Annotated in this window: 10 protein-coding genes; 7 read left to right on the top strand and 3 right to left on the bottom strand. The window is 70.7% G+C overall.

Annotation, left to right across the window (positions count from 1 at the left end; genetic code table 11):
* Positions 1 to 317: 317 nt before the first annotated feature.
* The 7 genes from J8N05_RS29465 (at position 318) to J8N05_RS29435 (ending at position 7,997) form a co-directional block, all read left to right on the top strand.
* Positions 318 to 1,376, top strand: a complete 1,059-nt coding sequence (locus J8N05_RS29465) for an SCO3242 family prenyltransferase (RefSeq protein WP_210890478.1) — start codon at positions 318 to 320, stop codon at positions 1,374 to 1,376.
* Positions 1,373 to 2,353 carry a sugar phosphate isomerase/epimerase family protein gene (locus J8N05_RS29460; protein ID WP_210888205.1) on the top strand — a complete coding sequence of 327 codons (981 nt, stop codon included), beginning with the start codon at positions 1,373 to 1,375 and terminating at the stop codon, positions 2,351 to 2,353. The genes J8N05_RS29465 and J8N05_RS29460 overlap by 4 nt, the downstream gene beginning before the upstream one ends.
* Entirely contained in the window at positions 2,350 to 3,087 is a 738-nt protein-coding gene (locus J8N05_RS29455; RefSeq protein ID WP_210888201.1) for an EboA domain-containing protein, read from the top strand. Before J8N05_RS29460 ends, J8N05_RS29455 begins: the two co-directional genes overlap by 4 nt.
* Complete coding sequence (locus tag J8N05_RS29450) at positions 3,087 to 4,016, top strand: TatD family hydrolase (protein ID WP_210888197.1); 930 nt, start codon at positions 3,087 to 3,089, stop codon at positions 4,014 to 4,016. The genes J8N05_RS29455 and J8N05_RS29450 overlap by 1 nt, the downstream gene beginning before the upstream one ends.
* Before the next feature lie 3 nt (positions 4,017 to 4,019).
* Positions 4,020 to 5,189, top strand: a complete 1,170-nt coding sequence (gene eboE / locus J8N05_RS29445) for a metabolite traffic protein EboE (protein WP_210888195.1) — start codon at positions 4,020 to 4,022, stop codon at positions 5,187 to 5,189.
* A 92-nt stretch (positions 5,190 to 5,281) separates the two neighbouring features.
* Entirely contained in the window at positions 5,282 to 6,634 is a 1,353-nt protein-coding gene (locus tag J8N05_RS29440) for a nucleotide pyrophosphatase/phosphodiesterase family protein (RefSeq protein WP_210890477.1), read from the top strand.
* Between the two features lie 187 nt (positions 6,635 to 6,821).
* Positions 6,822 to 7,997 carry a sugar phosphate isomerase/epimerase family protein gene (locus tag J8N05_RS29435; protein ID WP_210888193.1) on the top strand — a complete coding sequence of 392 codons (1,176 nt, stop codon included), beginning with the start codon at positions 6,822 to 6,824 and terminating at the stop codon, positions 7,995 to 7,997.
* Positions 7,998 to 8,210: 213 nt separating this feature from the next.
* Here J8N05_RS29435 and J8N05_RS29430 read toward each other — a convergent pair whose 3' ends face one another.
* The 3 genes from J8N05_RS29430 to frc all read right to left on the bottom strand — a co-directional run bounded on the left by J8N05_RS29430 (position 8,211) and on the right by frc (position 13,145).
* Positions 8,211 to 9,599, bottom strand: coding sequence for an OFA family MFS transporter (locus J8N05_RS29430; protein ID WP_210888190.1), 1,389 nt, complete (start codon positions 9,597 to 9,599; stop codon positions 8,211 to 8,213).
* 123 nt (positions 9,600 to 9,722) lie between these two features.
* Complete coding sequence (locus J8N05_RS29425) at positions 9,723 to 11,867, bottom strand: acetate--CoA ligase family protein (RefSeq protein ID WP_210888187.1); 2,145 nt, start codon at positions 11,865 to 11,867, stop codon at positions 9,723 to 9,725.
* Positions 11,868 to 11,870: 3 nt separating this feature from the next.
* The gene (gene frc / locus J8N05_RS29420; RefSeq protein ID WP_210888184.1) at positions 11,871 to 13,145 is read right to left on the bottom strand and encodes a formyl-CoA transferase; all 1,275 of its coding nucleotides are present in this window, start codon (positions 13,143 to 13,145) and stop codon (positions 11,871 to 11,873) included.
* Positions 13,146 to 13,151: the final 6 nt, after the last annotated feature.

The raw sequence follows: 13,151 nt of genomic DNA, 5'->3' as shown, positions 1-13,151 counted from the left end.
GCGGGCTGATACGACCCGGACGGGGTGCGGCGTCCGGGGCCAGTGGTGCGTCCGGGGTACGGGGAGCGTCCGGGGCAGGGGGTGTGTCCGGCTGGCGGGAGCGGCTCGGATGGGCCGCCGGGCCGGGGACACCGAACCGCTCCGGCACCAGGACACCACGGCAGCCCGAAGCCGTCGCTGTCGCTGTCGCCGTCGCGGGGGCACCGCACCAGCCTGCCGCTGCTGCGCCGGCACGGGAGCCGGCTGAGTGGGACGCGAAGTCGGGGCAGCGGCCGGGGCAGCGGTCGAGGCCGAGGCCGCGCGCGGCGGGTGCGGGACTGCGCGCCTGGGTGGAACTCCTGCGCCTGCCCGCCCTGTTCACGGTCCCCGGCGACGCACTCGCGGGCGCCGCCGCCGCAGGGGTCCGCCCGAACCCCCGAACCCTGCTCGCCATCGGTTCCTCCCTCTGCCTGTACGAGGCCGGTATGGCCCTCAACGACTGGGCCGACCGCGCCGAGGACGCCGTCGACCGCCCGCACCGCCCGCTGCCCTCCGGCCGGGTGAAGCCGGCCGCCGCCCTCGCGGCAGCCGGGGGCCTGACCCTGGCGGGCCTGGCTCTCGCGTCCCGCGCGGGACGCCGCCCGCTCGCGGTCGCCAGCGCCCTGGCGGCCACGGTCTGGTCGTACGACCTGGTCCTCAAGCGCACACCCGCCGGCCCCCTGGCGATGGCCGCGGCCCGGGGCCTGGACCTCCTCCTCGGCGGAGTGGCCTCGGGCGGCGACACCCGCAAGGCGGTGCCGTCCGCCCTGACCCTGGCCACACACACCCTGGCCGTCACCACGGTCTCCCGCCACGAGACCCAGGGCGGCTCCCCCTGGGCCCCGCTCACCGCCCTGGCCACGACGACAGCCCTGACCTGGTCCCTGACCCGCGCCGACCGAGCGGGCGGCGACCTGTCACACGACGACCGGACGGGCGGCGACCTGTCACGCGCTGACCGGACGGGTGGGCACCTGGCGTACGACTCGTACGACGCCCGGGCGCGCGACGACCTGACGAGCGTCACCCAGGCGAACGGCCGACCACCGGAGCACGGGCCGACCGCTCCCAGCCTCTGGCACCCCCCTCCCCGCCCCAGGCGAGTGACCCTGGACATCGCCACCCTGAGCGGCGCACTCACCACCCTCTACGCCGTGACCTCCGCCCGCCCCCTCCTCCACGCGGCCCTCAACCCGTCACCCCCACTGACACAGAGAGCCGTCGGCGGCGGAATCCGAGCCATGATCCCGCTCCAGGCGGCCCTCGCCGCCCGCTCCGGAGCCCCCGTCATGGCCCTGCTGACAGCGGCCCTCGCCCCGGCCGCCCGCAGGTTCAGCCGAAAGGTGAGCGTGACATGACCCCTGCGCCGACCCCTCCGCCGAGCCCCGACCCCGCTGCCCGGCCCGCCCCCCACCCCCTCCGCTTCTCCTACGGCACCAACGGTCTGACCGACCTGCGCCTGGACGACGCCCTCTCCCTTCTCGCCGACCTCGGCTACGACGGCGTGGGCCTGACTCTCGACCACATGCACCTCGACCCGTTCGCTCCCGGCCTCGCCGCCCGCACCCAGGGGATCGCCCGCAGACTGGACGAACTCGGCCTGGGCGTCACCCTGGAGACCGGCGCCCGCTATGTGCTCGACCCCAGGCGCAAGCACGGCCCGTCCCTGCTCGACCCCGACCCGGACCAGCGGGCCCGACGCGTCGACCTCCTCGTCCGTGCCGTCCGGATCGCCGGCGACCTCGGCGCCCACGCGGTGCACTGCTTCAGCGGCGTCCTCCCGAAGGAGGAGTCCGGCGCGATCGCCGAGGACACCGCCTGGAAGCGCCTTGCCGAAGCACTCACCCCCGTCCTCGACGTGGCCACCGACGCCGGAATCCCGCTGGCCGTCGAACCGGAACCCGGTCACCTCCTCGCCACCCTCGACGACTTCCACCGTCTGCGCACCACGCTCGGCAGTCCGGACGCCCTCGGACTCACCCTCGACATCGGCCACTGCCAGTGCCTCGAACCGCAGTCACCCGCCGACTGCGTACGCGCCGCCGGGCCCTGGCTGAAGCACGTCCAGATCGAGGACATGCGCCGCGGCGTCCACGAACACCTCCCGTTCGGCGACGGCGAGATCGACTTCCCGCCCGTACTCGAAGCCCTCGCCGCCGTGGGCTACCAGGGCCTGGTCTCCGTCGAACTGCCCCGCCACTCCCACGCCGGCCCTCAGTTCGCCCAGCAGTCCCTCCCGTTCCTCCGAAACGCGGCCTCGTCCTCCGTCCCCCGGGGCATCCCCGACCACCCCCGGCCGGCCGCCGAGGGCGTCCTCGAAGGGAGAACCTCGTGAACGACCTCCACGACGCCCCCGGCGCCGCCGACACCACCCTCCCGGCGAAGGCCCCGCCCGCCCTCACCACGCTGCACGCCCGCCTGAACTCCCTCCTCGGCGGCGCCGCCCGGGCCTGGCTCGACCGGGCCCTCGACGAGGCGGCCGCCCATCCGGGCACCCATGGCCCCGTCTCCGTGTGGGAGCTGAGGATCGCCGAGGCGGGCCGACGCTGCGGACCCGAGTACGCGGAAGCGGCCCGCGTGCTGCTCCTGTACGCGGCCCGGGCCGACGCCCCCACCCTCGCCCGCGTCTACCGCCAGGGCACCGCCGACGAACGCCGGGCCGTCCTGGAGGCCCTGCCCCACCTCGTGACCGGACCCGAGGCCCTGCCGGTCGTCGAGGACGCCCTGCGCACCAATGACACCCGGCTGGTGGCCGCGGCCGTCGGCCCCTACGCCGCCCGGCACCTGGACGCCCACAACTGGCGGCACGCCGTCCTGAAGTGCCTGTTCACCGGCGTGCCCGTGGACGCCGTGGCCGACCTTCCCGACCGGGCCCGCGGCGACGCCGAACTCGCCCGCATGCTCGGCGACTACGCCGCCGAACGCACCGCCGCCGACCGCCCCGTCCCCCACGATCTGCACCGCGTCCTGGCCCTCACCGGGCACCCGGCCACCCCCACCGGAACCGACGCGCCAGGGGATCCGACCTCCCCCGACGGCGTGCACGGCACCGAAGGCAAGGAGTCCTGATGCGCATCTTCGACCCCCACATCCACATGACGTCACGGACCACCGACGACTACGAGGCCATGCACGACGCCGGCGTCCGTGCCGTCGTCGAACCCGCCTTCTGGCTGGGGCAGCCACGCACCTCACCCGCCTCCTTCTTCGACTACTTCGACGCCCTCCTCGGCTGGGAGCCCTTCCGGGCGGCCCAGTACGGCATCGCCCACCACTGCACGATCGCCCTGAACCCCAAGGAGGCCAACGACCCGCGCTGCGTGCCCGTCCTCGACGAACTGCCCCGGTATCTCGTCAAGGACCACGTGGTGGCCGTCGGCGAGATCGGGTACGACTCGATGACGCCCGCCGAGGACACCGCGCTGGCCGCACAGCTCCAGCTCGCCGCCGAGTACGCGCTGCCCGCGCTGGTCCACACGCCCCACCGCGACAAGCTCGCGGGACTGCGCCGCACCCTCGACGTGGTTCGGGAGTCCGCACTGCCCGCGGACCACGTCCTGATCGACCACCTCAACGAGACGACGGTCAAGGAGGCCAAGGACGGCGGCTGCTGGCTCGGCTTCTCCGTCTATCCGGACACCAAGATGGACGAGGAACGGATGGTCGCGGTCCTCCAGGAGTACGGACCGGAGAAGGTGCTGGTCAACTCCGCGGCCGACTGGGGCAAGAGCGATCCGCTGAAGACCCGCAAGGTCGCCGACGCCCTGCTGAAGGCCGGGTTCACCGAGCACGACGTCGACCAGGTGCTGTGGCGCAACCCCGTCGCCTTCTACGGCCTCAGCGGGCGCCTCGACCTCGACCTCGCCGACACGGACGCCACCCACGAGGGCAACTCCATCCTCCGAGGAGTCCCGAAAACCACTCCGGAAACCGAGACCGGGACCGGGGCCGGGGCCGAGACCGGGGCCGGGCCCGCGACCGTGACCACGGAGGCGTGACCGATGCGCTTCCGGCACCCCGACGGCTCCACCGTCCACCTCGCCTACTGCACCAACGTCCACCCCGCCGAAACCCTCGCCGGGGTCCGCGCCCAGCTCCGCGACCACTGCGAACCTGTGCGCAAGCGGCTCGGCCGCGACCGGCTCGGCATCGGCCTGTGGCTCGCCAAGGACGCCGCCCGCGCCCTCGTCACCGACCCGTCCGCCCTGCGCGGCCTGCGCACGGAACTCGACAGCCGGGGCCTCGAAGTCGTCACCCTCAACGGCTTCCCCTATGAGGGATTCGGCGCCGAGGAGGTCAAGTACCGTGTCTACAAGCCGGACTGGGCCGACCCCGAACGCCTCGACCACACGACGGCCCTCGCCCGCCTGCTCGCCGGACTCCTCCCCGACGACGTCACCGAGGGCACCATCTCCACCCTGCCGCTCGCCTGGCGCACCGTGTACGACGACGACCGCGCCGCCCTGGCCCACACCGCCCTGCGCACGCTCGCCGAACGCCTCGACGCGCTGGAGGAACTGACCGGCCGATCCATCCGCATCGGCCTGGAACCGGAACCGGGCTGCACCGTCGAGACCACGGCCGACGCCATCGCCCCGCTCGCGGCCATCGGCCGGGACCGCATCGGCATCTGCGTCGACACCTGCCACCTCGCCACCTCCTTCGAAGATCCGCACACCGCCCTGGACCGGCTGGCCGCCGCCGGCGTCCCCGTCGTCAAGTCCCAGCTGTCGGCCGCCCTGCACGCCGAACACCCCCACCTCCCCGAAGTCCGCGAGGCCCTCGCCGCCTTCGACGAACCCCGCTTCCTGCACCAGACCCGCACCCTCACCGCCGCCGGGCTCCGCGGCACCGACGACCTCGGCGAGGCCATCAAGCAGGACGCGCTGCCCGACGCCTCCCCATGGCGCGCCCACTTCCACGTGCCGCTGCACGCGGCTCCCGCCGCACCTCTCACCTCCACGCTGCCCGTACTCAAGGACACGCTGACCCGGCTGGTCGGCGGCCCGCAGCCGCTCACCCGTCACCTTGAGGTCGAGACCTACACCTGGCAGGCGCTCCCGCCGGAACTGCGCCCCCGCGCACGGGCCCAGCTCGCCGACGGCATCGCCGCCGAACTCACCCTCGCCCGCGACCTGGTGACGGACCTCGGCCTGAAGGAACTGCCGTGAGCAACCCCGAAACCCCGGCCGAACCCCGAGCCCAGCACCCGGTCGACCCGGCCACCACCGCCGGCCCTTCTTCCCCCACTCCTCTCCTCGTCCTGGACGTCGTCGGCCTCACCCCCCGGCTCCTCGATCACATGCCCCACCTCAAGTCCCTGGCTCAGGCCGGCTCCAGGGCCCACCTCGGGACCGTCCTGCCCGCCGTCACCTGCGCCGCCCAGTCCACGTTCCTGACCGGCACCCACCCCTCCGAGCACGGCATCGTCGGCAACGGCTGGTACTTCCGCGACCTCGGCGACGTCCTGCTGTGGCGCCAGCACAACGGCCTGGTGTCCGGGGACAAGATCTGGGACGCCGCCCGGCGCGTCCACCCCGACTACACGGTCGCCAACATCTGCTGGTGGTACGCCATGGGCGCCGACACCGACATCACCATCACCCCCCGTCCGGTCTACTACGCCGACGGCCGCAAGGAACCCGACTGCTACACCCGGCCCCCGGCCCTGCACGACGAACTCACCGAGAAATTCGGCACGTTCCCGCTCTTCCACTTCTGGGGCCCCGGCGCCGACCTCGTCTCCAGCCAGTGGATCATCGACGCCACCCGTCACGTCATCGCCACCCGCCGGCCGGACCTGACCCTCTGCTACCTCCCTCATCTCGACTACGACCTGCAGCGCTTCGGCCCAGACGACCCGCGCTCCCTGAAAGCGGCCGCCGACCTGGACACGGCCATGGCCCCGCTGCTCGACGACGCCCGCGCGGAAGGCCGTACCGTCGTCGCCCTGTCCGAGTACGGCATCACCCGCGCGGACCGCCCCGTCGACATCAACCGCGCACTGCGCCGCGCCGGACTGCTTGAGGTGCACACCCAGGACGGCATGGAGTACCTCGACCCGATGACCTCACGGGCCTTCGCCGTCGCCGACCACCAGATCGCCCATGTCTACGTGCGCCGTCCCGAGGACATGGAAGCCGTCAAGGCTGCGCTCGCCGACCTGCCCGGCGTCGAGCAACTCCTCGACGACGAGGGCAAGAAGACCCATCACCTCGACCATCCCCGCTCCGGCGAGCTGGTCGCCGTCGCGGAGCCGGACGCCTGGTTCACGTACTACTACTGGCTCGACGACGCCCGCGCGCCCGACTTCGCGCAGCTCGTCGAGATCCATCGCAAACCCGGCTACGACCCGGTCGAGCTCTTCATGGATCCGCTCGACCCGTACGTCAAGGTCAAGGCCGCGGGCGCGCTGGCCCGCAAGAAGCTCGGCATGCGCTACCGCATGGCGGTCGTGCCCCTCGATCCCTCACCTATTCGAGGCAGCCACGGCCGCCTCCCCCTGAGCGACGACGAAGGTCCGCTCATCATCTGCTCCACCCCCCGCGCTGTCGGCGACCGCGTCGCGGCCACCGATGTGAAATCCCTGCTGCTCGACCTGGCCGGCCTCGGGTGACAGCACCCGGGACCGACCGGACGGGCGAACACGAAAAGTGAAACACACGGCACCGACACCGTGCCCGGCCTGTGGACAACTCTCGTGCCCCTCGCCATTTCCCCTGGCCAGAGGCTTACCGTCCCAGCCGGACGCCGATCCCGCACACGGCCGTACACGGTCGTGCACCAACCGAAAGAGAGACACCGTGACCGCGTTCAACGACGAATCCGGATCCGGCGACGCCCTGCGTCGCACGCTCGGCGTCAACCGCCGCCGCTTCCTCAGCACCTGCACCGCCGTCGCCGCCGGGGCGGTCGCCGCCCCGGTGCTGGGAGCCTCACCCGCCCTTGCTCAGGACCGGGGCAGAGGCCACGGCCACGACCACGGTCACGGCCGCGGTCACGTTCTCGTCCCGCCGGGCAAGCGCGGCATCATCCTCTACACCGTCCGGGACGCCACGGCCCGCGACCCGCTCGCCTCGGACCTGCCCTCCGGCTTCCGTGAGGTCTTCAAGCAGCTGTCCCGTCACGGATACCGCCAGGTGGAGTTCGCCGGCTACAACCAGCACGCCAACGCGCCGGGCGGCGCCAGCCTGGAGTCCGTCGCGGGCGCCCGGCTGCTGCGTTCCTGGCTCGACGACTACGGGCTGCGCGCCCAGGGCAACCACGGATTCATACCGCCCTCCTGGCCGCTGACCAGCGCCGATCTGGACACCTTCAAGAAGCACCTGGAGATCGCCAACATCCTCGGCATGGACCACATGGGCACCGGTGGCGACCCCACCGGCAGCTCGTACCGGGCCGACTGGGACGTGGCGGGGGAGAAGTGGAACGCGCTGGGCAAGATCGCCCGCCGCGAGGGCATCAAGCTGTACACGCACAACCACGACGCGGCGTACGGCTTCCTCCTCGACGGGGGCCCGCTGGACGCACAGGGTCGGCCCACCCGCAGCTCCGGCATCCGCAAGCTGGAGTACTTCCTGAAGGTCACCGACCCGAAGCTGGTCTGGCTGGAGATGGACATCTTCTGGGCGCACGTGGCCCAGTACAAGTTCCACACCTACACCGCCCACGACGGCTCCACCCGTGAGCAGGTCTTCGACCCGGCGGGACTCGTCTCCCGTCACAACAAGCGCTACCCGCTGTTCCACGCCAAGGACGGTGTCGTGAGCACCACCAACGGCATGGGCTACGACATGGTGCCCTTCGGAACAGGAGTCATCGACTACACCACGTTCTTCTCGCGGGTCGGCGAGCGGAACTACCACAACCCGATGGTCGAGGACGACAACTCGCCCAGTGCCACCGACCCCGCGCAGTCGCTGCGCGAGGCCAAGATCAGTTACGACAACCTGGCGGCCCTACGCTCCAAGAAGCGCTGACCCGGGCGGGGCGCCCCCCTCCGGCACGTACCCCCGCACGCGTCCTGCGAGCGTCGCGCACGCACTCCGTACGCACCCCGCACGCACCCCGGACGTACAACAGGCGGTCCTTCCCACACACTGTCGTGGGGAGGACCGCCGTCGTTCTCAAGGACCGAAGCGGATCTTGGGGTTCCAGGACGTCGGGGACGGATGCGGCGTGGGGAACACCGGTCAGGCCATCTCCTCACCTATAGGGTGTGGGTTGGGTACGACGCTCTTGGCGCTGGGCCGGCCGGGAGCCCGGAGGAAGAGCGCCAGGACCGCGGAGCCGAGGCCGATGCTGCCGGCCAGCGCGAAGGCGCCTCCGTAGCCCCAGGCGCTCACGACGACGGCTCCCACACCGGAGCCGACGAGACCGGAGATGAGCTTGGAGCTGTAGACCATGCCGTAGTTGGAGGCGTTGTTGTTCTCACCGAAGTAGTCCGCGGTCATCGCCGCGAACAGCGGGAAGATCGCGCCGCCGCCGAAGCCGGAGATCATCGAGCAGACCAGGAAGAACGGCATCGAGCCGATGTTCCCGGAGAAGAACACGCCGAACTGCGAGCAGCCGAGCACGATACACACGATGACCAGTGTGTTCCGGCGTCCGTAGCGGTCGGAGATCCAGCCGATGACACCCCGCCCGGTGCCGTTCACGATGGCCTTGAGAGACATGGCGGTGGCCACGATGCCGCCGGCGAACCCCATCTCCTTCCCGAAGGGGACCTGCATGGCGATACCGAAGATGTTGATGCCGGCCGTGCACAGCAGGCAGAACCACATCATCCACAGCACGGGCGTCCTGGCCGCCTCGCGCGGTGTGTACTGCTTGACCGCCGGCGGGTTCTTCGCCAGCGCCCGGACGACCCGCGGGTCGGTCGAGGTCTTCAGCGGGTCCACGTGCGCGGGCCACCAGTTCTTCGGCGGGTCCTTGAAGAACCAGCCGGCGACCGCGACGACCGTGCAGCAGATCGCGCCCACGAAGACCAGCACCGTCTCGTAGTTGGACAGGTCCATGTACGAGGTGAACAGGAACACGAAGGGCACGGAACCGTAGGCGAAACCGCCGTTGACCATGCCGGTCTTGCCGCCCTTGCGCTCCGGATACCACTTGCCGACCATGTTCACGCAGGTCGCGTAGACAAGTCCGGCGCCGATGCCGCTGAACATGCCGAAGCCTATGTAGGCCACGATCACATGCGGTGCGAACGCCAGGGAGAGATAGCCCAGGAGTGTGCCGCACGCGCCGAGCATCATGGCGTACCGCGCGGGGAGCCGTCCGCTCTCGCGCAGCTGGCCGGCCGGGAAGGCCACGGCCGCCTGGAAGAAGATCCAGACGCCCATCAGCCAGAAGATGTGCCCACTGTTCCACAGGTGGGCCTCGTGCAGGGTGTCCTCGGCGGAGGTGAACGCGTACTCCGAGGAGCTGATGCCGAGCATGCCCATCCAGGGGAAGAGCACCATGGTCCAGCGTGGTCGCCCCATGATGTCCCGGTCGGTCTCGCCGATCCGGTAAAGGCGGCCGTTGCGGTCCGTCACCTCCCTGTAGGGGACGGGTGTCGTGATGTCGGTGGTTGTCATGTCTCGTAGCACCCCTTGCGTCGAAAGATCTGGCCAGCGCCCCCTGTCCAATGCCTTTCGTGTGCGCACGGGTCCCGGGGCGGGCCGACGCGCACCGTCGGCCCGCCCCTGCACCGGGTCAGGTCATGAACCGCCCCCCAACAGCCCCGCGGCCCGCGCCCAGCGGTACTTCGCACCGAGCACCGCCACCGGCTTCTCGGTCGTGTACGGGTAGGCCACGACCCCGTGTTCGTAGAGGTACTGGCAGGCCTCCTCGACCTCGACGTCGCCCGCGAGCGACGCCACGACGGGCTTCTCGATCCCGCGCTCCCTGAATTCGGCCACCACGCGCGCGGTGAGCTCGGCGAAGACCATGGGAGGGGTCACGATGGTGTGCCAGTAGCCGAGGACCAGCGAATGGATCCGCGGGTCCTCCAGACCGAGCCTGATCGTCGCCTCGTACGTCGACGGCGGCTCGCCGCCCGTGATGTCCACCGGGTTGCCTGCGGCCCCGAAGGGCGGGATGAACTTCCTGAAGGACGCGTCCAGGTCCGGCGGGATCTCCATGAGGGAGAGGCCGTTGTCGGTCACCGCGTCGGACAGCAGTACGCCACTGCCGCCGGCGCCCGTGATGATCACGATGTTGTCGCCCCGAGGAGTGGGCAGCACCGGCAACGCGCGCGCGTACTCCAGCATTTCGTTCAGGCCGGGCGCCCTGATGACACCGGCCTGCTTCAGGATGTCCTCGTACACGGCGTCGTCGCCCGCGAGGGCGCCCGTGTGCGAGCCCGCGGCCTTCGCCCCGGCCGCCGTACGGCCCGCCTTCAGGACGACCACCGGCTTCTTGTGGACGGTCGCCCGCGCGGCCTCCACGAAGGCCCGCCCGTCCTTGAGGTCCTCCAGGTGCATGGCGATGCACTTGGTGTTGGGGTCTTCGCCGAACCAGGTCAGCAGGTCGTCCTCGTCGAGGTCCGACTTGTTGCCGAGCCCCACGATCGCGGAAACACCCGTCTTCGTGGTGCGTGCGAAGCCCAGAATGGCCATCCCTATGCCACCGGACTGCGAGGTGAGCGCGACACCGCCCTTCACGTCGTACGGTGTGCAGAACGTGGCGCACAGGTCCTGCCACGTCGAGTAGTAGCCGTAGATGTTCGGCCCGAGGAGCCGCACGCCGTACCGCTCGCCGATGGCGACGATGTCGTCCTGGAGTCCCTGCTCACCGGTCTCCGCGAAGCCGGAGGGGATCAGTACGGCGTTGGGGATCCCCTTGCGTCCCACCTCCTCCAGGGCCGAGGCCACGAACTTGGCCGGGATGGCGAAGACCGCCACATCCACCTCACCGGGAACGTCGGTGACACTCTTGTACGCCTTGCGGCCGAGAATGTCATCGGCCCGGGGGTTCACCGGATGGATCTCCCCGGAGAAACCGCCGTCGATGAGGTTGCGCATGACCGAATTGCCGATCTTGCCCTGTTCGTTGGAGGCGCCGATCACGGCCACCGACGACGGTTGCATCAACCGGCGCATCGAGGTGAGGATCTCGTCGCGGCCGTAGGTGCGGCGGGGCTTGGGCACCGACTCGGCGAGGATGACCCGGATGTCGGCGGCCATCGCGCCCTCCGGGGTGGCGATCACCGGGTTCAGGTCCACCTCCGCGATCTCGGGGAAGTCCGAGACCAGTTCGGAGACCCGGCGGATCTGCTCGGCGACCGCCCACCGGTCCACCGCCGGTGCGCCCCGCACCCCGCGCAGAATCTCCGCGGCCCGGATCGAGTCCAGCATCGACAGCGCCTCGTCCGCGTCGACGGGCGCCAGCCGGAACGTGACGTCCTTCAGGACCTCGACCAGCACACCGCCGAGCCCGAACGCCACGACCTTCCCGAACGTCGGATCGGTCACCGCGCCGACGATCACCTCCTGCCCCTGGGGCAGCAGTTCCTGCACCTGCACGCCCTCGATGCGGGCCTGCGCGTCGTACGCCCGGGCGCTCTCGACGATCTTGTGGAAGGCGGCGCGTACGTCCGCCGCGCCCTCCACGCCGACGATCACGCCGCCCGCGTCGGTCTTGTGGAGGATGTCCGGAGACACGATCTTCATCACGACGGGACCGCCGAAGCGCGCCGCGTACGCGACCGCCTCGTCGACGTCGGTCGCCAGCTCCTCACCCGGAACGGCGATCGCGTACGCGTCGGCGACCACCTTGCCCTCGGGGGCGGTCAGCGCCGTCCGTCCTGAGGCCCGCACGGCGTCGAGGAGCCTGCGTACCCTCAGCACCCGGTCTTCGGCCATCAATCAGATCACTCCGTTCGACTTGAGCAGGCGCAGCTCCTCGTCGCCGAGCCCGAGCTCGCCGACGTACACCTCTTCGTTGTGCTCGCCGAGCAGCGGCGAACTGGTCACGTCCACGGGGGAGTCGGAGAGCTTGAGGGGGCTGCCCACGGTCACGAAGTCGCCCCGCTCGGGGTGCGGCACCGTCACGACCATCTCGTTGGCGACCAGCGACTCGTCCTCGATGATCTCCTTGGTGGAGAGGATCGGGCCGCACGGGATGTTGTGGGCGTTGAGCTTCTCCAGCACCTGCCACTTGGGGAGCGTGGACGACCACTCCTCGATCAGCTGGAACATCTTGGTGAGCTGCGGCAGGCGGGCCTCCGGGGTCGCCCACTCGGGGTCGTCCGCCAGCTCGGGCCGCCCGATCAGCTCGGAGAGCGGCTTCCAGCCGACGGGCTGCACGATGACGTACACGTAGTCGTTGGGACCGCCCGGCGCGCACTTGACGGCCCAGCCGGGCTGGCCGCCGCCGGACGCGTTTCCGGACCTGGGAACTTCGTCGCCGAAGTCGTCGTTGGGATATTCGGCCAGCGGCCCATGCCCGAGGCGCTGCTGGTCCCGCAGTTTCACCCGGCACAGATTCAGTACCGCGTGCTGCATGGCCACGTTCACCCGCTGCCCGCGCCCCGTGTTCTCCCGCTGGAACAGGGCGGCGAGGATCGCGGCCACCGCGTGGATGCCCGTGCCCGAGTCACCGATCTGGGCTCCCGTCGCCAGCGGCGGCCCGTCCTCGAAACCGGTGGTCGACATCGACCCGCCCATGGCCTGGGCGACGACCTCGTACGCCTTGAAGTTGGTGTACGGGCCGTCCCCGAACCCCTTGATGGAGGCATAGACGATCCGCGGATTGATCTCCTGGATACGGTCCCAGGTGAAGCCCATGCGGTCGACCGCGCCCGGTCCGAAGTTCTCGACCATGACGTCCGAGCGCCGGATCAGCTCGGTGAGGATCTCCTTGCCGCGCTCGGTCTTGGTGTTGAGAGTGATGCTCCGCTTGTTGCAGTTGAGCATCGTGAAGTAGAGGGAGTCGACGTCGGGGAGGTCGCGCAGCTGCTTGCGCGTGATGTCTCCGGTCGGCGCCTCCAGTTTGACGACGTCCGCGCCGAGCCAGGCGAGCAGCTGGGTGGCGGAGGGACCGGACTGGACGTGCGTCATGTCGAGGACACGGACGCCTTGGAGGGCCTTGGCCGAGGCCGCCGGCGTAGCCGTGGGCGTCGTCGCTGTCGTTGTGGTCAACGGTTC

Origin of the sequence: Streptomyces liliiviolaceus, assembly GCF_018070025.1 — a bacterium.
Classification (GTDB): domain Bacteria; phylum Actinomycetota; class Actinomycetes; order Streptomycetales; family Streptomycetaceae; genus Streptomyces; species Streptomyces liliiviolaceus.
This window is presented reverse-complemented; position numbering and strand designations above follow the sequence as displayed.